Annotated in this window: 20 protein-coding genes, 3 tRNA genes and 1 other RNA gene; 5 read left to right on the forward strand and 19 right to left on the reverse strand. The window is 39.9% G+C overall.

All coding sequences use genetic code 11. The features are described 5' to 3' along the window. Positions 1-95: 95 nt before the first annotated feature. The 4 genes from HT699_RS09220 to HT699_RS09235 form a co-directional block, all read right to left on the reverse strand. Positions 96-2,399 (reverse strand): DNA translocase FtsK, encoded by a 2,304-nt coding sequence (locus tag HT699_RS09220; RefSeq protein ID WP_138706114.1) that lies wholly within the window; start codon positions 2,397-2,399, stop codon positions 96-98. Between the two features lie 88 nt (positions 2,400-2,487). Then, the gene (locus tag HT699_RS09225; RefSeq protein ID WP_138702272.1) at positions 2,488-4,440 is read right to left on the reverse strand and encodes a fructose-specific PTS transporter subunit EIIC; all 1,953 of its coding nucleotides are present in this window, start codon (positions 4,438-4,440) and stop codon (positions 2,488-2,490) included. Continuing rightward, positions 4,437-5,348, reverse strand: a complete 912-nt coding sequence (gene pfkB, locus HT699_RS09230) for a 1-phosphofructokinase (RefSeq protein WP_138702271.1) — start codon at positions 5,346-5,348, stop codon at positions 4,437-4,439. Before pfkB ends, HT699_RS09225 begins: the two co-directional genes overlap by 4 nt. Continuing rightward, on the reverse strand, positions 5,345-6,085 hold the full coding sequence (locus HT699_RS09235; RefSeq protein WP_138702270.1) for a DeoR/GlpR family DNA-binding transcription regulator: 741 nt from the start codon (positions 6,083-6,085) through the stop codon (positions 5,345-5,347). The genes pfkB and HT699_RS09235 overlap by 4 nt, the downstream gene beginning before the upstream one ends. A 161-nt stretch (positions 6,086-6,246) precedes the next feature. On the opposite strand from HT699_RS09235, the gene HT699_RS09240 reads away from it, so the two are divergent. The 4 genes from HT699_RS09240 to HT699_RS09255 all read left to right on the forward strand — a co-directional run bounded on the left by HT699_RS09240 (position 6,247) and on the right by HT699_RS09255 (position 8,482). Then, positions 6,247-6,334: transfer RNA gene (locus tag HT699_RS09240), tRNA-Ser, on the forward strand. A gap of 355 nt (positions 6,335-6,689) precedes the next feature. Then, positions 6,690-7,154 (forward strand): TM2 domain-containing protein, encoded by a 465-nt coding sequence (locus HT699_RS09245; protein WP_023936165.1) that lies wholly within the window; start codon positions 6,690-6,692, stop codon positions 7,152-7,154. A gap of 54 nt (positions 7,155-7,208) precedes the next feature. Next, positions 7,209-7,679 carry a hypothetical protein gene (locus HT699_RS09250; RefSeq protein ID WP_023936167.1) on the forward strand — a complete coding sequence of 157 codons (471 nt, stop codon included), beginning with the start codon at positions 7,209-7,211 and terminating at the stop codon, positions 7,677-7,679. A gap of 26 nt (positions 7,680-7,705) precedes the next feature. Continuing rightward, positions 7,706-8,482, forward strand: a complete 777-nt coding sequence (locus tag HT699_RS09255; RefSeq protein WP_050222948.1) for a DUF1828 domain-containing protein — start codon at positions 7,706-7,708, stop codon at positions 8,480-8,482. A 191-nt stretch (positions 8,483-8,673) separates the two neighbouring features. Here the strand turns inward: HT699_RS09255 and ssrA are convergent. Then, positions 8,674-9,021: a transfer-messenger RNA gene (gene ssrA / locus HT699_RS09260) on the reverse strand. 646 nt (positions 9,022-9,667) lie between these two features. Beyond that, positions 9,668-10,777: a cell elongation protein CozE gene (cozE, locus tag HT699_RS09265; RefSeq protein ID WP_138706116.1), complete on the reverse strand. Its 1,110-nt coding sequence runs from the start codon at positions 10,775-10,777 to the stop codon at positions 9,668-9,670. Positions 10,778-10,879: 102 nt separating this feature from the next. Here cozE and pbp3 point away from each other — a divergent pair, with 102 nt between their 5' ends. After that, positions 10,880-12,121 carry a D-alanyl-D-alanine carboxypeptidase PBP3 gene (pbp3, locus tag HT699_RS09270; RefSeq protein ID WP_138706117.1) on the forward strand — a complete coding sequence of 414 codons (1,242 nt, stop codon included), beginning with the start codon at positions 10,880-10,882 and terminating at the stop codon, positions 12,119-12,121. 226 nt (positions 12,122-12,347) lie between these two features. On the opposite strand, the gene sufB is transcribed toward pbp3, so the two are convergent. The 13 genes from sufB to pcp form a co-directional block, all read right to left on the reverse strand. Continuing rightward, complete coding sequence (gene sufB, locus HT699_RS09275) at positions 12,348-13,760, reverse strand: Fe-S cluster assembly protein SufB (RefSeq protein WP_000797052.1); 1,413 nt, start codon at positions 13,758-13,760, stop codon at positions 12,348-12,350. A 57-nt stretch (positions 13,761-13,817) separates the two neighbouring features. Next, positions 13,818-14,258 carry a Fe-S cluster assembly sulfur transfer protein SufU gene (gene sufU / locus HT699_RS09280; RefSeq protein WP_001218476.1) on the reverse strand — a complete coding sequence of 147 codons (441 nt, stop codon included), beginning with the start codon at positions 14,256-14,258 and terminating at the stop codon, positions 13,818-13,820. Continuing rightward, on the reverse strand, positions 14,245-15,471 hold the full coding sequence (locus HT699_RS09285; protein ID WP_172934304.1) for a cysteine desulfurase: 1,227 nt from the start codon (positions 15,469-15,471) through the stop codon (positions 14,245-14,247). Before HT699_RS09285 ends, sufU begins: the two co-directional genes overlap by 14 nt. A gap of 10 nt (positions 15,472-15,481) precedes the next feature. Then, positions 15,482-16,744 (reverse strand): Fe-S cluster assembly protein SufD, encoded by a 1,263-nt coding sequence (sufD, locus tag HT699_RS09290; protein WP_172934305.1) that lies wholly within the window; start codon positions 16,742-16,744, stop codon positions 15,482-15,484. Between the two features lie 27 nt (positions 16,745-16,771). Then, a complete protein-coding gene (gene sufC / locus HT699_RS09295; RefSeq protein ID WP_000114489.1) occupies positions 16,772-17,542 on the reverse strand; it encodes a Fe-S cluster assembly ATPase SufC in 771 nt (256 codons plus the stop codon). 264 nt (positions 17,543-17,806) lie between these two features. Further along, complete coding sequence (locus HT699_RS09300; RefSeq protein WP_001041547.1) at positions 17,807-18,001, reverse strand: DUF3272 domain-containing protein; 195 nt, start codon at positions 17,999-18,001, stop codon at positions 17,807-17,809. 27 nt (positions 18,002-18,028) lie between these two features. Next, positions 18,029-19,684 (reverse strand): DNA polymerase III subunit gamma/tau, encoded by a 1,656-nt coding sequence (gene dnaX / locus HT699_RS09305; RefSeq protein ID WP_000283809.1) that lies wholly within the window; start codon positions 19,682-19,684, stop codon positions 18,029-18,031. Continuing rightward, entirely contained in the window at positions 19,684-20,181 is a 498-nt protein-coding gene (locus HT699_RS09310) for a GAF domain-containing protein (RefSeq protein ID WP_000920156.1), read from the reverse strand. The genes dnaX and HT699_RS09310 overlap by 1 nt, the downstream gene beginning before the upstream one ends. A gap of 86 nt (positions 20,182-20,267) precedes the next feature. Further along, positions 20,268-21,470, reverse strand: coding sequence for a 30S ribosomal protein S1 (gene rpsA, locus HT699_RS09315; protein ID WP_001001629.1), 1,203 nt, complete (start codon positions 21,468-21,470; stop codon positions 20,268-20,270). Positions 21,471-21,632: 162 nt separating this feature from the next. Beyond that, positions 21,633-21,704 (reverse strand) — tRNA-Gln (locus HT699_RS09320). 9 nt (positions 21,705-21,713) lie between these two features. Beyond that, a tRNA-Tyr gene (locus tag HT699_RS09325) sits at positions 21,714-21,794 on the reverse strand. 49 nt (positions 21,795-21,843) lie between these two features. After that, complete coding sequence (locus tag HT699_RS09330; protein ID WP_000037111.1) at positions 21,844-22,074, reverse strand: DUF2969 domain-containing protein; 231 nt, start codon at positions 22,072-22,074, stop codon at positions 21,844-21,846. 167 nt (positions 22,075-22,241) lie between these two features. Then, the gene (gene pcp / locus HT699_RS09335) at positions 22,242-22,886 is read right to left on the reverse strand and encodes a pyroglutamyl-peptidase I (RefSeq protein WP_000699369.1); all 645 of its coding nucleotides are present in this window, start codon (positions 22,884-22,886) and stop codon (positions 22,242-22,244) included. Between the last annotated feature and the right edge of the window lie 2 nt (positions 22,887-22,888).

Consider the following 22,888-nt stretch of genomic DNA (forward strand, 5'->3'; position numbering starts at 1 on the left):
GAAGCTGACGTGGTTTGAAGAGATTTTCGAAGAGTATAAAAGTAATCAATAGCCAATAAAATAGCTCCCTCCAAACTTGGAAAGAAGCTATTTTTTTATTGTTCCAATACTTTTCTTGGTTTGGTACCTTCAGCTGGACCGATGACACCTGCCATCTCCAGTTCTTCCATGAGGCGGGTCGCACGGTTAAATCCAACTGATAAGCGACGCTGAATCATAGATGCGCTGGCTTTCTGGGTTTCGATTACCAAAGCCTTGGCTTCTTCAAAAAGCAGATCACCACCAGATTCACCATCTGAAAATTCACCGTCGTTTTCAGAAACCTCACCTGGATCAAAACTATCATCGTAGTCCGCATCTGCCTGAGCCTTGATGAAGTTCACAATGCGCTCAACATCGTCATCCGAGATAAAGGAGCCTTGGAGACGAACTGGATGATTTTCATCAATCGGTTTAAAGAGCATGTCTCCTCGACCAAGAAGTTTTTCTGCTCCATTTTCATCCAAGATCGTACGGGAGTCTGTCCCTGATGATACCGCAAAAGCCACTCGAGATGGGACATTGGCCTTGATCAGACCAGAGATGACATCAACGGATGGACGCTGGGTTGCAAGAATCATGTGGATACCTGCAGCCCGCGCCTTCTGTCCTAGACGGATGATAGCATCTTCCACTTCCTTGCTTGCTACCATCATGAGGTCAGCCAACTCATCCACAATCACAACAATAAGTGGTAGTGGAATCTGCTTGTACTCAGACTGAGCATTAAACTCTTCTACCTTGGCATTAAAGCCTGCAATATTACGAACTCCCACCTTGGCAAAGAGTTCATAGCGGTTTTCCATCTCATCCACAACCTTTTGCAGGGCCTTGCTGGCCTTGCGTGGATTGGTCACGACTGGAATCAAGAGGTGGGGAATATCATTGTAAACAGACAACTCAACCATCTTGGGATCCACCATCATAAACTTGACCTGGTCGGGTCTTGCTTTCATCAGAATGCTAGCAATAATGCCGTTAACTGCTACTGACTTCCCTGAACCCGTTGAACCTGCGACGAGCAAGTGGGGCATTTTAGAAAGGTCAAAAGCTCTTGCGGTGCCATTAACCGCCTTTCCTAGAGGAATTTCCAAGAGATTTTCTGCTTTCGTTTGAGATTGTTCCCATAGTTCGCGGAAAGAAACTGTCGCAATCTCAGAGTTAGGTACCTCAATTCCCACTAAAGATTTCCCTGGGATAGGTGCTTCGATTCGGACATCCTTGGCCGCCAAGGCTAGAGCGAGGTCATCTGCTAGATTGGAAATGCGGTTGACCCTTACACCCACTGCAGGCTTGACTTCATACTTGGTCACTGATGGCCCAATTTCAGCCCGTTCAACCGTTACCTTGATACCAAAGCTAGCAAAGGTTTCTTCTAGGATTTTGATGTTTTCTCGGACGATTTTCTTCTCTTTAGACTGGTCCTTTGGTTTATCTGGGGCAAAGAGTTGTAAGCTTGGAAGTTTGTATTCAAGAGCCTCCCTGGCTGAAAAATCGACCTGAACATCTTCGTCATCAGAGCCATCTTCCTGCTCAGGGAATTCAAGTTCGGCTTGAGGCAGGATGATTTCTGGTTCCACCCACTCTTCTTCAGGTATAGGTGGAACGTCAAGTACAACATCTGCTGTCAGAATTTCACCCGTTTCCATATCAACAGGAGGCAAATCGAGTAAGGCTTTTTCGGTCTCTTCTTGTTCTAATCTAGCCTCTTTCTCATCCTTTTGGCGAGCTTTTTCTTCTTGTTTGACAAAGCGTTCCTCTTTTCGACGCTCATGCCCTTCCCACCATTTGGCAAAGCCTCTACTGAAAAATTCAGCAATATCATAAACAGACCAAGGACTGACTAGGAGGGCACCCACTAAAATCAAGATAGAACCAATAAAGTAAGTGCCGATATTTGAAAAGAGAAAGGCGGTTGGAATATAAAGAGCGACACCAATCAAGCCTCCACCAGCAAAACTGGTCGTTCGAAAACCAGTCAAATCCGTCACAACCTGAGCCATGGTTCCTTTTAGAACGGACTTATCCAAACCATATTTCCAAACCAAGTAGGCCTCAAAAATCAGGAGCAAGCCTGCAAATATGATGAAAAAGCCAGATAAGAGTCCTTCCTGTTTTCGTATCCACTTGAAAAAGAAGAGATAGAACAAGAGGCCAAATATTGCTAGATAAGCTAGGCTCCCCACCAGCAAGCGAATTAAATTGTAAAGGGTTATACCTGCAGCCCCTAATTTAAAAGCTGCGAAAATCAATAAAATCGCGATTCCCAACGAAATCAACATTCGTTGGATCGCTTCTTTTCTCTCGAGTTCTGCTTTAGACGGTCTCCGTCTTGTTTTACTTGTATTCTTGTTTGCCATTCTTCTATTATACCATATTTCACAGGCATTTCGAAAAGAGAAAAAGACTGCACCAAACGGTCCAATCTTTTCATTTTATATCTATTTTTTATGCTTGGGGTTTGCGTAGGTAACCATAAACCACACCACTTACGATTGCCCCTACCAAGACAGCAACGAGGTAAAGGAGAGCATTTGAAGTAAGGGCGATAACGAAGATTCCTCCGTGCGGCGCCATGAGTTTGATACCAGTAAGACCAACGAGGCCACCTGCTACTGCTGAACCAAGGATGAAGCTTGGAATCGCACGAGCTGGGTCAGCGGCACCAAATGGAATCGCTCCCTCAGTGATAAAGGATAAGCCCATGATGATGTTTGTCAAACCAGAGTTACGTTCTTCCTTAGTAAATTTATCTTTGAAAAGAAGAGTTGCGACAAAGATGGCAAGTGGTGGCACCATTCCTCCAGCCATAACTGCTGCCATAGCCACAGAACCACCTGAAGAAACAGTTGCTGCAAGCGTACCTGTACCAAAGACATAAGCCGCTTTGTTAACTGGTCCACCCATGTCAACAGCCATCATTCCACCAAGGACGATACCAAGAAGGACAGCTGAACCTCCTCCAAGACCGCCTAGGAAATCATTCATAGCAGTGTTGATTGCTGCCATTGGGATGTTAACAGCTAGCATGACAAATCCTGTCAAGATTGTTCCAAGAAGTGGCAAGAGAAGAATTGATTTAGCACCTTCGAGTGAACGAGGAACTTTAACGTATTTCTTGATGGCAAGAACCAAGGCACCTGCGATAAATCCACCCACAAGGGCACCTAGGAAACCAGATGAGACACCTGCAAGAGTTGAAGTTGCTTCACCACCTGCGGCATAAGGAATTTTACCAAAGGCAAAACCTTCTTTGGCAATAGCACCAGCCACGAAACCTGCTACCAAACCCGGTTTTTCAGCAATAGAGTAGGCAACATAACCCGCAAAGACTGGAAGCATCAAACCAAAGGCAGCTCCACCAATTTTCATGAACATAGAAGCTAACTCATGGTAAGAACCAAGATTGCCAAGGTTTTCATTTGGAACACCCAAAGCACCGTCAATCAAGAAGGCAAGGGCAATCATGATACCACCACCGATAACGAATGGCAACATTTGAGAGACACCACTCATCAAGTGTTTGTAGAAGGCACCACCAAGGCTTTGTTTTTCGTTAGAGGCTGTTGCGGCTTTGGCACCATTAGCGGCACGGTAGACTTCCGCATCTCCTGAAATAGCCAAGTTGATCAATTCTTCTGTCTTACGGATACCGTCAGCAACTGGACGATTGATCAATGGTTTTCCATCAAATCGATCCATTTCAACGGCCTTGTCTGCTGCAATGATAACAGCTTTAGCCTTACGGATGTCTTCCGCAGTTAGTTGGTTGCCAACACCGCTAGCACCGTTTGTTTCGACCTTAATGCCAACACCCATTTCAGCAGCCACTTTTTGAAGGGCTTCTTGGGCCATGTAAGTGTGGGCAATACCTGTCGTACAAGCTGTAACAGCCACGATAAAGTCACCAGAGTCATTGGCAGGTGCTTGAACAGGCTCTTCAGTTTTTTCTGAAGCTTGGTCAAAGAGTTCAATGACTTGGTCAGCTGATGTTACTTGACGAAGTTTATCAGCAAAACCGTCTTTCATCAAGTATTGAGACAATTCTGCCAAGGCTGCCAAGTGAGTGTCATTGGCACCTTCTGGAGCCGCAATCATGAAGAAGAGGTCTGTTGGTTGTCCGTCCAAGCTCTCATAATCAACACCCTTATTTGACTTAGCAAAAAGAACAGTCGCTTCTTTGACAGCAGCGTTTTTGCTGTGAGGCATTGCGATTCCATCACCCAAACCAGTAGAAGTCAAAGCTTCACGCGCCAAAATTCCTTCTTTAAAGGTTTCAAAATCTGTCACATAACCGTGGTCTGTCAAACTTTTAATCATCTCCTCGATGACAGCTGTTTTTTCAGTTGCCTGCAAATCCAGCAACATGACATCTTTTCTCAATAGGTCTTGAATTTTCATCTTTTTTCTACCTCAACTTTTTCATATGTTTCTTTAATAAATTCTGCTGTTGCCAAGTCATCTGAGAAGGTGGTTGCCGTTCCGCAAGCCACTCCCCATTTGAAGGCTTCTACTGCGTCTTTTGATTTGACAAATTCACCTGTGAATCCAGCAACCATAGAATCACCAGCTCCAACTGAATTTTTGACTGTTCCTTTGATTGGTTTAGCGAAGTAAGCTCCCTCAGATGTGACAAGAAGGGCACCATCACCAGCCATAGAGATAATAACATTTTGAGCACCCTTATCCAGTAACTCACGAGCGTATTTCTCAATTTCATCTAAACTTTCGAGTTTAACCCCAAAAATCGCTCCAAGTTCATGATTGTTTGGTTTTACAAGAAGAGGCTGGTAGTCCAAACTATCAATTAAGGTCTGTCCTTCAAAGTCACAGACCACTTGCGCACCAGTCTGGCGCGTCAAGGAAATCAAATCCTTATAGATAACATTGCCTAGATTTTTAGCACTCGAACCCGCAAAGACAACTGTATCTTCTGCTGTCAAACTAGATAAAATAGCTTTCAATTCTTCTAGCTTAACCGGTTCAACAGTTGGACCCGTTCCGTTGATTTCTGTTTCTTGGTCTGCTTTGATTTTAACATTGATACGAGTATCTTCTGCCACTTGGACAAAACGTGTCTCGATTTCTTCATCAGCCAAAGTATCTGTGATAAATTTACCAGTAAAGCCACCGATAAATCCAGTCGCTGTATTTGGAATATCCAAGCGTTTCAAGACACGACTGACATTGATTCCTTTCCCACCAGCAAACTTATCATCACTGTCCATACGATTGACACTACCGACTTGGACTTGGTCCAAACGAACGATATAGTCAATGGATGGATTGAGTGTGACTGTATAAATCATACTTCTATTACCTCCGTTTTCTCCTTAATAGCCTGCAAGAGCTCATGCCCTTGGCTTGTGATAACAATAGCTCGCTTGAGTGGTGCTACCTTGGCAAAGCAAGTTTGTCCAATTTTAGATGAATCCACCAAGACATAGGTCTGTTTGGCATTCTCTAAAATAGCACGCTTCACAGCCCCCTCCTCCATATCAGGAGTCGTATAATAGCCATCGTCCACACCATTCATCCCAATAAAGGCACGGTCAAAGTGCAATTGGTTAATCTGGTTGAGAGCAACGCCCCCGATACTAGCATCCGTCGCTGTCTTGACGCTTCCTCCAACTATGACAGTTGGAATCTGCTTTTCAACCAACTGAGCGGCATGGTGAATGGAGTTGGTCACAACTGTAACATTCTTATTGACCAATTCATGAATCAAAAAAGCAGTTGTTGTTCCAGCATCGATAAAGATGACATCTTTTTCTTTAATGAGAGAGGCTGCCTTCTGAGCCAGCAACTTCTTTTCTTGAAGGTTTTTGACAGATTTTTCTTGAATGGTTTCTTCTTCTTGCAAGGAATGGGGCAATTCTGCTCCACCATGCACGCGACGAAGCTTGTTTTCCGCTTCCAACTCATCCAAGTCTCTTCGAACCGTTGATTCTGACGTTTCTAGCAAACTAACTAATTTTTCAAGAGAAACTACATGATGTTGATTTAACTCCTCTAAAATCAGTTGCTTACGCTCTGTTTTTAACACTGAATCACCTCCTGTTATCGTTTACACCATTCATTCTATCATACTTTTTTTCAAAGTCAAGCATCTTTTATCATTTTCCTTCAAATTCTATCATTTTTCTTATTTACAGAATTTTTATTGCAAGATAAGGACCTTTATGGTAGACTATTTAAGTAAGTATTGGAAGATTACTCAAGAGGCTTAAGAGGCCGTGTTGGAAACGCGGTAGGCGTGTAATAGCGTGCGTGGGTTCGAATCCCATGTCTTCCGTGGAAAAACAGATCTAATACATGATACCCTAAAACTTTGTATTTCTATCTTAGTTTTTGGGTATTTTGTAATTTCTTTACAATCTCCACATCGTTTCAATATACAAGTTCTAGAGAGAGTATGAATTCTTTCCACTCCCTTCTTATCTCATACTATTTTACAAACAGTAAAAGACAAAATCTCAAATACTTCAAGTTTAATTAATCCAGTTTCTTAAACTCTTACTTTTTAACTAAACCATAAAAGATTTTCTTTTCGTTCTTTTTTTGATATACTTTACTTATAAAAACAGATAAATTAAATATCAAAACTTATTATGAAATTCTATAGAGTGTAAAATGAAGGGAAGAACAAAATGTCAAAAGTTGTTAAAGTTACAGGAGCAGAGGTTGTAATCTCACATAATGAAGAGTACTTAAAAATAAATCCATCTGAATTAAATTTTGTTCCAAAATTAGGTGACGAAGTTGAAATTCATAAAGTAGATGGTGAGATTATTATCATGAAAGTTGAAGATAAAAAAGACGACAAAATTAATATTAACATTGTCAATGAAAACAACGCTGTGCAAAATCAGTCACAAGTTGTTCACACTCAAGAAATCGCTACGGGTGTACATTATGTTAATAAGTGGGTTTATGTTATTCTTGCTTTATTCTTAGGCGGATTGGGTATACATCATTTTTACGCAGGATATAACGGAAAAGGTTTCCTTTTTCTGATTTTATCTTTAACAGGAATACCTGCTATTATTGCACTTTTCCAAGGCATCATAGCTCTCTTTAAGAAACCAGATGCATACGGAAGGATCGCTGTCTGATCTACATTTCAGATTTCCACTCTCTAGAATGTAGATAAAGTAGAAAGGAAAGATATGAAAGAGTTACTTCTGACAGATAGTGAAGCTAAAGCTCTCATAAAAATAATTAAAGCAATTGCTAATAAACACAATCGAACTCTTACGAATCGCAGTTCAGGTACTATTGACCTTGTTGGCAAGCATGATACTAGATTTATTTTGAACTACTTCTACAGCACTACAAGCAAAGTTTTTCATCTAAGGGAAACTCAACACAACTATACTCTCTTACGAATCAATCTAAATAATAAATTCCATAAGAACGCAAACGGCGAGAAAGTTTGGGGCAATCGAGTTAACATCTTCTCTGAAGAAGAGTATTATCAAAAAGGGGATGAAACAACTCATTACAAAGCCTATCCACTACCTTATGAAGATATTCTTAACACTGATGACTTCCTGAATATGCTTGATAATTTGCTTGACTATACCAATGTGAACAATCCTGAAAATATAGCAATTAATATACAAGAGGATTTGTTATAATCACCCTATAAAGAAAGGAGAATATCATGAATGCTACTGATATCAAAAATACCTATCTAAATTACATAAAAGAAAACGCTGTTTTTAACGATGTGACTGATACTCATACTGAAGTGATTACTCCTTTTATAGACCCATTAGGTGAAGCTATTGGTTTCTCAATAAAAAGCAATGGAAAACATTTGACAGTTACAGATGATGGTTATACTATCTGGAATTTATCCATTAATAATATTGATGTTACAAAAAAAGGGCGACGTCAAGACATCTTTAACTCACTTCTCCACTTTAATGGATTTGATTTACACGATGGAGCAATCGAACGAACGACTGGTAAAGAACATCTAGGACAAGTCATACATGATATGACACAATTGCTGATGAATGTTTATGACTTTATTCAGCTAACACCTAACAATATTAAATCTCAATTTTTAGACGATGTTAAATCTTACTTCATGAAAAATGAGCATTACACAGTCTTTCCAGCTTTCTCAATTGCAGGTAAATCTCGTTTAGAACACCGCTTTAATTTTGTGTTTATGAGTAAAGGTATTTCAAAAATAGCCAGAGTTCACAATAACATAACCAAACAACAAGTTGATACTATCTTAGCTAGTTGGTTAGATACATCTGAATACCGTAGAAAAGAATATGGAGATACAGAACAGTTGTATATCATTGTAAGCGATGAAGGGTATAATAATATCAAAGATGACCATCAAATCGCTCTACAAGAGTATGGTATTAACATTTTGAACTTCTCAGATAAAGAACAATTAGAGGTCCAATTAGGGAAGTAACTACAAAAAATCCTATATTTACTAAAGCATGCAGAGGAATACTCGAATCGGAGAACGCTTTACGAAGTACATAGATTTCTAGGATACAACAAAATGTTGTATTCTTTTTTTGCAAAAGAATACCAAAGAATAAAATAAAAAACGTTGTAAAAACAACGTTTTAGAAAGATTTACAAAACAATGTAAATTATCAATGGAGCCGGTGGGAGTCGAACCCACGTCCAAACACCTGCCAACATATTTGTCTACAACCATAGGTTATGTATTAGTTTAACAGTCCCTCGACACATAACTCAAGCCTAGAAACTGCGAGTCTATCAATCTCTTATCAAGCCGCTAGACAAGACTCAATCGTATCTCGCTAATAATAAGACCTGTCATTGAACACGAGCAATCCAAATCGGGTCACGCCTGCTGGTTTTTAGGCAGCTAGAGCGTAAGAAGTGTTATTTTTTGCAGTTATATTTAACTGAGCGTTTACGTCGCCACACGAGTCGCAAAATATGCCTCATAATGCCTGTCGAATCCGTAACGACCCCAAAAGACAGTAAAACCATTATACCTTATCTAACACAAAAATGCAAAAAGGAAATCACATACCTAAAAAAGATACTATTCGAGAAATTTAGCAAACTGGGATACTAACTACAACTTTCTCAGTGCATAACTTTACGATTATGAATAGAACTTACGAAATCCAATTAACACATACCTAAGATGAAGCTATCTGTTTTGAAGAAATTCACGAAGAGAATTATTCTAAAATACTTTCAGATGAGAATTTTCCTACTCTCTTTGTTTCAATTCATTTGAGTTTAAAAACAATAAAATCAATCCTTATATTATTCGGACTACTTTTCACTTATTGCACCAAAATATAGTAAAATGAAATAAGAATAGGACGAATAGATCAGGACAGTCAAACCGATTTCTAACAATGTTTTAGAATTAGAGGTGTACTATTCTAGTTTCAATCTACTATAAATAAGTTTCATTCGAACTTTAATAGACTATGAAAACTAGTGGAACTTACCCTGACACGGAATTCCACTGGTTTTTTCGATTTTTACCAGATTAACTTCTACTATTTTTAGCTGTGAAAATTAGTTTAGGACTTTAACTTATTTTCAATCTTCTAATCTAAAGGCCACTTCTAGTAAAGAAAAATCAGGGTTCTCCTGACTTTTACTTAGCTAATTCTCTTTCTCGTTCTTTCATTATTTTATGATTTTCATACAAACGGGATAAGAACTTAGAAATTTCTTTTAAGATAGAATAGGTTGGCACTGCGACAATCATTCCAACTACACCATAGATATTGCTTGACAACAAAAGTAAAACTAAAATCGTGATTGGATGAACCTTCATAACACTTCCTACGATTCGAGGATATAAGATATTGCCATCTACCTGCTGAACAACAAGCATATAAATCACTGCAATCAGCATTCTATGGGGATCAGTGAATATATTTGCAATAATCATAGGAATCAAACCAATACTTGGCCCCACATAAGGAATTAAATTGGCTACACCAGAAAAAATAGCAAAAACTAAAGCATATTTTAAACCAATAATACTATAGCCAATATAAGCTAAACAACCTATAATGATTGCGTCAATCGAAACTCCACTAATATAGCGAGCAATCGTCGCATTCAAATTCTTTAAGAGGCCTGCAATATGCAAACGATCCCTCTTTAGAATCGTTCTTTCAAGCATGGGCAAGAATTTATGTCCATCTAGTAAGAAATAAACCAAAAAAACTGGAGTCATAATCAAAATCAAAACAGTACTGATAAGAGCTGACAAGACGCTCCCCACACTATTTGATACGCTATTTAGGATCTTTTGAAGAATATCAACATAGGATAAGTTTAACTGCTGAATTGTAGCTTCTACATCCAAATTCTGGAGCGCAGGATAATTAGATAAGTCTATGAGTAAGTCTTGTACTCGACTATAAATAGTTTGACTAGATATAATCAAGCTAGATAACTGATTAATCAAAATAGGTAAGAGATAGACAACACCTATGAGCATTCCCCAGACCAAAGCACACAAGGTAATTAAAATACCAAGTAAACGATTGAGTTTACAGACTTTATTTAAGAAAGTAACAATAGGGTTTGTCAAATAATAAAGAAAGCCCCCTAATAAAAATGGAATCATAATTGTATTAAGCACGCTAACAAAAGGGTTAATCAAAGACCCCATCTGTCTCCATAGGTAAAAGATGATGGTTAAGAGTAAAATTTCTGTGGTCCAAAAAAATAATTTATTTCTACGAAACATGAGTTACCTCCCTCACTCTATTTTACCATATTTTCAAAAAGCTTAACGGATGAATTATTAAAGCAAGAATATTTTTTTTCTTTATGATAGAATAAGACTACTATGAAAAAAATATTTTTAACTTTATTAACTGTCTCCCTTTTAGGAGGTGCTTCTACTGTTGCTGCTCAAGATTTTACCATTGCTGCAAAACATGCCATTGCTGTTGAGGCAAATACTGGTAAAATTCTCTATGAGAAGGATGCGACTCAACCAGTCGAAATTGCTTCTATAACAAAACTGCTTACCGTTTATCTGGTCTATGAGGCTCTAGAAAATGGAAGTATCACACTATCCACCCCAGTAGATATTTCTGATTATCCTTATCAATTGACGACAAACTCTGAAGCCAGTAATGTTCCTATGGAGGCCCGTAATTATACTGTCGAAGAGTTGCTTGAAGCAACTCTGGTATCTAGTGCCAACAGCGCCGCTATTGCCCTAGCTGAGAAAATTGCTGGCTCAGAAAAAAACTTCGTTGATATGATGCGAGCAAAACTCTTGGAATGGGGAATCAAAGATGCCACTGTTGTCAATACAACTGGTCTGAACAACGAGACTCTAGGAGATAATATTTACCCAGGATCTAATAAAGATGATGAAAATAAACTCAGTGCTTATGATGTTGCCATCGTTGCCCGCAACCTCATCAAAAAATACCCACAAGTCTTAGAAATCACCAAAAAACCTTCTTCTACTTTTGCTGGGATGACAATCACTTCAACCAACTACATGTTAGAAGGTATGCCTGCTTACCGTGGTGGTTTTGATGGACTGAAAACAGGAACAACAGATAAGGCTGGAGAGTCTTTTGTTGGTACTACTGTCGAAAAAGGCATGAGAGTCATCACAGTTGTTTTAAATGCAGACCATCAAGACAATAATCCCTACGCTCGATTTACAGCTACATCTTCCCTAATGGATTATATTTCTTCTACATTTACACTTCGCAAAATCGTTCAGCAAGGCGATGCCTATCAAGATAGCAAAGCCCCTGTACAAGATGGAAAAGAAGATACGGTCACTGCAGTGGCCCCAGAGGATATCTATCTAATTGAACGTGTTGGGGGTCAATCTTCCCAATCTGTTCAATTCACACCTAATTCTAAAGCAATCCCAGCACCACTTGAAGCTGGAACAGTGGTTGGCCATTTTACTTACGAAGACAAGGATTTGATTGGTCAAGGTTACATTACCACAGAACGTCCTAGTTTCGAAATGGTTGCAGACAAGAAAATTGAAAAAGCCTTCTTCTTAAAAGTTTGGTGGAATCAGTTTATCCGATTTGTTAATGAGAAATTATAAAAAAATCGCGATTTAAACCGCGATTTTTTTTATTACAAATTCATCTTCAAAGTTCTTGATTTTGAGTAGATCTAATGCTCAATGAAAATCAAAGAGTAAACTAGGAAGCTAGCCGTAGGTTGCTCAAAGCACCGCTTTGAGGTTGTAGATAAAGCTGACGTGGTTTACACTTTGATTTTCGAATAGTATCAAAGTCCTTGATTTTGAGTATATCTAAAATCAAATTTTACCCAACTGACCCTTCCATCTCATAGCTAATCAAGCGGTTCAGCTCAACAGCATACTCCATTGGAAGCTCTTTTGTGAAGGGCTCCACAAATCCCATAACAATCATTTCTGTCGCTTCTGATTCTGACAATCCACGACTCATGAGGTAATACAATTGTTCTTCTGAAATCTTAGAAACCTTAGCTTCGTGTTCCAAAGCAACTTGCGAGTTGTGGATTTCATTAAATGGAATAGTATCTGATGCCGACAAGTCATCCATGATAATGGTATCACATTCAATGTGAGAAACAGATTTCTTAGAGTTCTTGTTAAAGGTTACTTGACCACGGTAGTCAACCTTTCCTCCGCCTTTAGCGATGGATTTAGACACGATAGACGAACTGGTATGTGGAGCATTGTGAATCATCTTGGCACCAGTGTCCTGGTGTTGCCCTGCATTAGCAAAGGCAATAGAAAGCATAGTACCACGCGCCCCTTCTCCATCTAGGCAAACAGATGGGTATTTCATGGTTGTTTTGGCACCCAAGTTTCCATCAATCCACTCAACAGTCGCATCTTTCAAGGCTTTGGCACGTTTCGTTACCAAGTTATAGACGTTGTCAGACCAGTTTTGAATGGTTGTATAACGCATATAAGCTCCTTTTAAGGAAAAGATTTCTACAATGGCAGCATGCAAGCTGTTACTTGAATATGTTGGCGCTGTACAACCTTCAACGTAGTGGACACTTGCTCCCTCATCAACGATAATCAAGGTACGTTCAAACTGACCTGTATTTTCGTTGTTGATACGGAAGTAAGTTTGAAGTGGAATATCCACTTTGACCCCTTTTGGTACATAGATAAAGGTTCCACCTGACCATACTGCCGAATTGAGGGCAGCCAACTTATTATCTGTTGGTGGTACCAACTTAGCAAAGTATTGTTTAAACAAATCTGGGTATTCCTTGAGAGCAGAATCCGTATCTGTAAAGATAATACCTAACTTCTCAAATTCTTCCTTCATGTTATGGTAAACTACTTCGGACTCATACTGGGCAGAAGCTCCAGCAAGATAAGCACGTTCAGCTTCTGGAATCCCAATACGTTCAAAGGTTTCTTTAATTTTTTCAGGAACCTCATCCCAGGAACGAGCTGGTTTATCAGATGGTTTTTGGTAGTAGATCAAGTCATCAAAATCAATCTCTGACAAGTCTGCTCCCCAAGTTTGCATGGGCATTTTTTTGAAGGTTTCATAAGACTTCAAACGGAATTCTAACATCCACTCAGGTTCTCCCTTGGCAGCTGATAGTTCACGAATGACATCCTCATTCAATCCTTTTCCTGTCGATAGGACAGGCTCTACATCATCATGGAAACCAAATTTATATTCACCAAGATCAATTGGTTTTGGTTCTACTCTTTCTTCAGCCATAATATCCTTTCTTTCATTCTTCATTTCTACTGATTCATAAGACAAAAGAAGATCGTCTTATTTGTTATCTTGATTTTCAATTGTTTTCTTAAGGGCATTCCAAGCTAGGGTTGCACACTTGATTCGTTGAGGGAATTTAGCAACACCTGACAAGAAGGCTGCGTCTCCAAGACTATCTTGTCTGTCATCTTTTTGCCCTTGAACCATTTCAGAAAAAATGGTCGCAAGTTCTAAAATTTCTTGTTTGGTTTTTCCTAAAACTGCATCTGTCATCATGCTGGCAGAGGCAGTTGAGATGGTACAACCTGAGTTTAGAAAAGCGATATCTTCCAAACGGTCCTCTGCATCAAACTTGACAGAGAGATTGATGACATCTCCACAGGTCGGATTGTTGAGACTGATTTGCTCAGCGTCTTCTAACTTCCCTTGGTGATGTGGATTTTTCGAATGGTCTGCTACCACTGCCATATAAAGGCTATCTAGTTTAGAAAGTGCCATTGAAAAACTCCTTTGTCTTTTGTAAGGCATCGACTAGCTTATCGCAATCTGCCTTGGTATTGTAGATATAAAAACTTGCACGTGCTGTTGCTGGAACATCCAAATACTGGAGCAAGGGTTGCGCACAGTGGTGACCCGCACGAACTGCCACACCTTCATAATCCAAAGCCGTTGCAAGGTCGTGAGGATGAAGGTCGCCTAGGTTAAAAGCAATGACACCTGAACGTTGAGCCAAGTCCTGTGAACCATAAATAGTCAGTCCTTCAATCTCCTGCAGTTTTGGATAGACGTATGCGATCAATTCCTGTTCATGGGCTTCAATGGCATCCATACCAATCGTTTCCAGATAATCAACTGCAGCAGCAAGTCCGATTGCACCAGCCATATTTGGAGTTCCAGCCTCAAATTTCCAAGGCAATTCCTTCCAACTAGCAGATTGCTCATAGACGAAATCAATCATCTCACCGCCAAATTCAACTGGTGACATTTGTTCCAGATACTTTTCTTTACCGTAAAGAACACCGATACCAGTTGGACCCGCCATCTTGTGACCTGAAAAGGCAAAGAAGTCCACATCCAAGTCCCGGACATCGATCTTCATATGAGGCGTAGATTGAGCTCCATCCACCACCATGATAGCTCCAACTTGATGGGCCAATTGAGTGATTTCCTTGATCGGATTGACCACACCAAGAACATTGGAGGCATGAGCTAGGGAAACAAATTTAACCTTATCAGTCAATTTAGCTCGCAAATCCTCCATATCCAAGACACCGTCCTTGAGATAAACATAGACCAGCTCAGCCCCAGTCTTACGACAGGCTTCCTGCCAAGGAATGATATTGGAATGGTGTTCCATGACAGAAATCAAAACTTGATCTCCCTCAATCAGAATCTCCTCAGCAAAGCGAGCTACCCAGTTGAGACTGGTTGTCGTTCCTCTAGTAAAGAGAACCTCCTTTGTAGACCCTGCATTGATAAACTTAGCAATGGTTTCACGAGCGGCTTCATAGGAAGCTGTTGCCCGTTCTGCCAAGGTATGAACACCGCGATGAACATTAGCATTGTCCTGCTCATAGTAGCGGTTGATTGTTTCCAGAACTGCTAGTGGTTTCTGTGTCGTCGCAGCATTGTCCAGATAGACCAACGGTTCATCGTTGACAATCTGGTCTAAAATTGGAAAATCCTTGCGAATCGCTTCTACATCTAACATCGGCTTCCCCTTAGCGTTTTGACAATTTTTCTTCGATAGTCGCAATCATTTCATCACGAACTTCCTTGACTGGAATCTCAACGATAACGGATCCAAGGAAACCACGAACAACCAAACGCTCTGCAGTTGCCTTATCCAAGCCACGGCTCATGAGGTAGTACATATCTTCTGGATCTACCTGACCGATAGAAGCCGCGTGTCCTGCAGTTACGTCATTTTCATCAATCAAAAGAATTGGATTAGCATCTGAACGCGCTTGGTCTGAAAGCATGAGAACACGACTTTCTTGTTGCGCATCTGCTCCCTTAGCACCCTTGATGATGTGACCGATACCATTGAAAGTCAAAGTTGCTTTTTCAAGGATAACCCCATGTTGGAGGATATTTCCGATTGAGTTGCAGCCATAGTTAGTTACTCGGGTATCAATCCCTTGTACCTGACGACCACTTGAAAGAGCTACAACTTTCAGGTCAGCATGGCTACCGTTACCAAGCAAGTCACTATCAAAGTCTGCAACGACACTTCCTTCGTTCATGACACCGATTGCCCAGTCAATACTTGCATCGTTGCCTAATTTACCACGACGGCTAATATAGGCAGTAACGTTTTCACCTAGACGGTCGATAGCCGCAAACTTGACTTGAGCACCAGAACGTGCAATGACTTCTACTGTGATATTAGCAGTTGCTTTGGCACTTCCTTCACCGCGTGACTCTAAACGCTCCAGATAACTAATCTTAGAATTTTTACCAGCGATAATCATAATATGCTTGTTAAACGGCACATCGCTATCGCTGTCTTGATAGAAAATTCCTTCGATTGGTTCTTTAATCTCAACATTATCAGGAATGTAGAGAACAGCACCACTATTGAAATAAGCTGTATGGTAGGCTGCCAACTTATCATCGTCATACTTGACAGATGACATGAAGAATTCTTCGATCAGCTCTGGAATTTCTTCTAAAGCTGAATGGAAGTCTGTAAAGACGACACCCTGTTGAGCCAACTCAACTGGAATTTGCTCAAAAACAGTTTGCGTTCCTACTTGCACCAACTTCAAGTGGTTATCTAAAGCTGTGAAATCTGGAACATTTACTGATGGCTCGCTTTCTGTAATCGTTCCATCACCCAGATTCCAACGGTGGAATTTGACACGCTCAATAACTGGTAATTCTAAACTCTCAATCTTATCAAAAGCTTTTTGACGGAGGTCAGCCAACCAGCTTGGTTCAGCGTGCATTTCTGAAAAAAGTTTAATATTTTCTTTAGTCATTTACTTCTCCTAAAAGATACGAGGGAATTACAATTCTTCCTTGTAGTCGTAGCCAAGTTCTTCAGCTAGTTTTGCGTATCCTTCACGCTCCAAACGCGCAGCCAATTCTGGACCACCAGAAAGGACAACACGCCCTTCCATCATCACGTGTACCACATCAGGTGTGATGTAGTTCAAAAGACGTTGGTAGTGAGTGATGATCATAGCACCAAAGCCTTCACCACGCATAGCATTCACACCTTTAGAAACAACTTTAAGGGCATCAATATCAAGACCTGAGTCAATCTCATCCAAAAGAGCAAAAGTTGGTTCCAGCATCAAGAGTTGAAGAATTTCATTACGTTTTTTCTCACCACCAGAGAAACCTTCGTTGAGGTAACGCTCTGCCATTTCTTCTTTCATGTTGAGCAATTCCATTTTTTCATCTAGCTTAGTAATAAACTCACGAACTGAAATCTTCTCATCATCTTCTTTACCAGCATTCATAGCGGCACGAAGAAACTCAGCGTTAGTAATACCAGGAATTTCTGATGGGTATTGCATAGCAAGGAAAAGTCCCATACGCGCACGCTCATCCACTTCCAACTCAAGGATGTTTACGCCATCAAACAAAACTTCACCTTTAGTTACTTCATAGTTTGGATTTCCCATGATAGCGGCAGAAAGAGTCGATTTACCTGTACCATTTGGTCCCATGATAGCGGCAATTTCTCCTGTTTTCAGGGTCAGGTTCACCCCTTTTAAAATTTCTTTTCCTTCAATCTCAACGTGAAGATCTTTGATTTCTAATACTGACATGATAGTTCCTTTCTTTTTCAAGACCTTTACAGTGCTTACTAGAAACATACTTGATTTCCCTAGAAAGTACGGTAATACTCAATGAAAATCAAAGAGCAAACTAGGAGGCTAGCCGCAGGTTGCTCAAAGCACCGCTTTGAGGTTGCAGATAAAGCTGACGTGGTTTGAAGAGATTTTCGAAGAGTATAAAAGGTCTATAAATATACTTTTATAGTATAACAAAAAAAAGCCTAAAAGGCTTTGATTTTGTCTGGAAGCTGAGGGCTAGTCTTTCCTATTAAAATGCTGATCGATGACATCAACGATTTTGCCCATCACATAACTGACTCGGAAATTTCTGAAGAGTAAAATTGCCCAAAAGGCTGCCATAATATAGCGACCAGTCATCCAAGCTTCATTGAAAAAATAGGTCTCAGCAGCTGTAAACAGCGCCATAATAATAAATTGTTGTTTATTCATAAACTTATTGTATCATGAAATCTTTCTTTAGTCTTCCTCTACCTTCACTTTATCAGCCAAAAATTCAAATCCTTCTGGAATCAGACTTTCTTCTGCTTCTTTTTCAGTTTGAGAAGATTTGGCTTTAGCTGAAAAGGCTGCGCGAACTTCTTTCCATTCCTCCATGGAAATGGCTAAAATCTCAGGTGAAAAACCTGCTGCCTGACTGAGAATGTTGCCAAACATAGTGTTGAGATTGTCTCGTTTCATGGTTTGACCAGCATTGAAGTTAGATTCAAAAGCAAGAATGGCATGGTGTTCATTGGCTGCAACCGGTTGAGAACCAACTAGTAGAGCCTTATCAGGACCTCCAAGACTTTCAATCACCTCTCCCCAGGCATTCTGCAAGCGAATCAGATTTTGACGTGCTAAATCAGGATTTTCGACAGCCTCTTGTAAGATAGATTGAACTTTATTGCGATCCACACGATAGACTGTCTTGCCTGTTGCTGGGCGACTAGGAGTTGGACTAGTTGGCTTGGGCACAGTTCCCACATTGGCGAGTTCTTGTTTGAGACGTGTCACTTCCTGTCTCAGTGCAGAAATTTCATGTTCAACTGCACCAGAAAGAGCTAGTTCAGGATTAATCTCCGCTAAACGAATAGTCATCATCTCAGCATAAATCTTGGGCTGCAAACTAGACTTAATATCTGCTAAACTCACTGTCGCTAAGCGAATCATTTCAAACAGATTTTCTTGAGGAAGTGCCAAATTTTCTACAAAGACTGGACTATGATGAGTATTTTCTCCCCCTGTTTGAACAATTAACAAGTCTCTTAAATAGTGCAAAAGATCGGTCACAAAACGAGTCATGCTCTTACCATTGTCAAAGAGAAGATTTAAGCAAGCTAATGCTTTGGGAACATCCTGCTGGGACAAGGCAGCCACATAATCATCTAAGGCTGATAGGCTAATAGTGCCAGTAATTTCTTCAGAGATGGCAGTCGTCAGCTCATTTCCCTGTGTCAAACTCAGGGCTTGATCCAAAATAGACAAGGCGTCTCGCATTCCACCTTCAGCCCGTCTGGCAATGATTTCCACAGCCTCTGGCTCAGAACTGATATTTTCTTTTTCTAAGATATAGCGGATATGTTCCTTAATATCCTGTGTTTTAATCGATTTAAATTCAAAACGTTGGACACGGGATAGAATAGTGGCAGGAATCTTGTGCAATTCAGTAGTAGCCAAAATAAAGACCACATTCTGTGTTGGCTCTTCCAACGTCTTTAGAAGGGCATTAAAAGCCCCTGTAGACAGCATGTGAACCTCATCTATGATGTAAACCTTATAACGAGCAAGGCTAGGCGCATAGGTAGATTTATCACGAATTTCGCGAATTTCATCCACCCCATTATTAGAGGCTGCATCCATTTCAATGACATCTTCTAAACTACCGTCCGTCACTGCCTGACAAATATAGCAGTTATTACAAGGTTCACCACCCACTTGATTGGGACAGTTCATAGCTTTGGCAAAAATCTTAGCTACACTGGTTTTTCCCGTTCCACGTGGACCAGAAAAAAGATAGGCATGACTTATTTTCTCTTGTTCTACTGCTTGTTTAAGAGTCTTAGCCACAACTTCTTGACCAACCAACTGGGAGAAGTTTTGACTTCTATATTTTCGATAAAGTGCTTGATACATTAAGATTTTTCCCCAAACATTGTAAAGTCCCATGCTGTCTTTTCAAGCAAAATAGCGACAAATTGTTCCAAATAATCTCGATCCATTGCATCGTAATCCTCAATCTCTGAAGAATCCAGATCCAGAACTCCAAGTAGTTGGCCATTCTTTATCATCGGCACCACAATTTCACTTTTAGCTAGACTATCACAAGAAATATAGTTGGGATAGGTCCTTACATCACCAACCAGGACTGTTTCCTGCAACTCAGCAGCTTCACCACATACGCCCTTGCCTAGTGCAATACGGATACAGGAAACACCTCCTTGGAAGGGACCTAAAACCAATTCCTTTCCATCGAACAAATAAAAACCTGCAAATACGGTATTAGGAAAACGTGATTTTATGAGAGCACTGGCGTTGGAAAGATTAGCCAAAACATTGGTTTCGCCTTCCAATAGGAAGGACAATTCTTCATTTAACATTTGATAACGTGATTGTTTTTCTGATTTTAACATAGAACTATTATATCAAAAAAGGAGCAGAGACAAAAGAAAAAATCCCTTGTTTAGTAAACAAAGGATTTTGTGAATTTTCAATTTGATTAAAGTTCGATATCACCAAACAAATCAGCCATTGAAAATCCTGTTTGTGTTTCTGGAAGTTCGAAATCACGCTTCTCTTGACGTCTTGGACGACGTGGACGAGCAGCACGTTTTTCTTCTTTTTGTCCTTCTTCTTGAGCTGGACGTTCTTCAAGAGCTTTAATAGAAAGTGATACACGCTCTGCATCTGCGTTAACTTCAAGAACTTTAACTTGAACTTCTTGACCAACTTTAAGAGCTTCTTTTGGATTTTCAATACGTTTGTGTGAAATTTGTGATACGTGAACAAGTCCATCGATACCTGGCAATACTTCAACAAATGCACCGAAGTCAGTCAAACGTTTAACTGTTCCTTCTACTACATCACCTTTAGCCAATTTTTGCTCAACACCATCCCATGGTCCTGGTACTGTTGCTTTAAGTGAAAGTGATACACGTCCTTCTTCTTCGTTAAGATCAAGGATTTTCACTTCAATTTCTTCACCAACAGTTACAACTGATTTTGGTGAAACGTTACGTTCATGTGACAATTCAGTCAAGTGAACCAATCCGTCAACACCACCAAGGTCGATGAAAGCACCGAAACTTGTGATACGAGCAACTTTACCAGTTACAACATCACCAACAGCAAATTTACCAAATACTTCAGCGCGAGCTGCTGCTGTAGCTGCTTCAACAACTTCACGACGTGAAAGGATGAAGCGGTTTTCTTTAGCATCAACTTCTTTGATTTTAGCGTCAAATTCTTGACCTACAAAACGCTCAGTGTTACGTACGAAACGAGTATCCAACATTGAAGCTGGGATAAATCCACGAACACCTTCAAATTCTACTGAAAGTCCACCTTTAACGGCACGAGTTCCTTTAACAGTAACAACTTCTTCTTCGCGACCAACAAGTTTGTCCCATGCTTTGCGAGCTTCAAGGCGTTTTTTAGATACAAGGTATGTAACTGTATCAGTATCTTTACCAACTACTTGACGAAGTACAAGAACATCCAATACTTCTCCTACTTTAACAAAGTCATTGATATCTGCATCGCGATCGTTTGTCAATTCGCGAAGAGTCAAGACACCTTCAACACCAGTTCCAGAGATTGCAACGTTAGCTTGAGTCGCATCAACTGTCAATACTTCAGCACTAACAACATCACCAGTCTCAACTTGGCTAACGCTATTTAGCAAATCTTCAAATTCGTTCATCTAAAAAATCCTCCAACAATCAAGTTTTTTCTTAAACTTGACATACTTATAATTTTTTTCCTAAGCACTCGCAAGGACATGTTCATATCGTTCACGTCTTTCAATTATAAAAATAAAATACCCTAAGATATTTTGCTTTTTATCTTGATTATTACCTAAGAACTGGGGTAGCTGGATTCGAACCAACGCATGAGGGAGTCAAAGTCCCTTGCCTTACCGCTTGGCTATACCCCATTGATGAAATGGAGAGAGAGGGATTCGAACCCCCGAACCCGAAGGAGCGGATTTACAGTCCGCCGCGTTTAGCCTCTTCGCTATCTCTCCTACAATCAACATGGACTATTATATCATGAAAATTTCAAAAAAACAAGACTTATTTTGCTAAATTATAATTTTCAATCAAAATTTCCACAGCTTTTTCCAATTTTTTATAAAAACTATCGACATTCCCATTCTTTATGATGGCAAATTGTCCCTCTAATTCGGCAATTTCTCCGATAACTTTTTTACCAATGATCAAGGTATAGCCTTCAAAACTGTCTTTTCCTACATTAACTTTGGCATCTGCTACTTGAATTTCGATTTTTTTATCTTTCTTACTCATTTCATACCTCTCTTCACTTTTTCTATTGTACAAGAAAATCCTAAAACTAGCAAGAAAAAACTCTATATCAGGCTTGTCTGATATAGAGTTTTATGTAAACAACCTCAATCGATTTAGCATAGCTAATAGTTAGTAAACAAGCATAATTGACTATCCTTTTTAGGTTATCAGTGAGTCTCACCACCTACTAACTGCAAATCCTTATCTTTGTAGTCTACAATAGCTTCAATAGCTACCTCTATGCCTCTTACAATATCGCATAGACTCATTCCTGCAGTATTCGGCTTATTTACTACTTGTTCCATCATATATGGAATATGCATGAAACCTGCTCTCATATTAGGGAATTTTTTATCCACTAAATAAAGAGCTTGGTACATCAAATGATTGCAAACAAAGGTTCCTGCACTATTGGACACAACTGCTGGAAGTCCCTGTTTTTTAATAGCTTGTACCATCGCTTTGATAGGTAAACTACTAAAATAGGCCGATGCTCCATCAATACGAATCGGTGTATCAATTGGTTGATTGCCTTCGTTATCAGGTATGCGAGCATCATCTTGATTAATAGCCACTCGTTCAGGTGTTAAGCCGGTCCTGCCGCCTGCTTGTCCAATACAAAGTACAGCATCTGGTTGATATCGTAATATTTCTGCCTCTAAAACTTCTGACGACTTATAAAAAACCGTTGGAATTTCTACCCAGCGAACTTCGGCCCCATTAATCTCAGATGGTAATAATTTTACAGCCTCCAAAGCTGGATTAATCTTTTCACCTCCAAAAGGATTAAAACCTGTAACCAATATTTTCATTT

This window comes from Streptococcus sp. 1055 (assembly GCF_013276815.1).
In the GTDB taxonomy this organism is placed as follows: Bacteria; Bacillota; Bacilli; order Lactobacillales; family Streptococcaceae; genus Streptococcus; species Streptococcus pseudopneumoniae.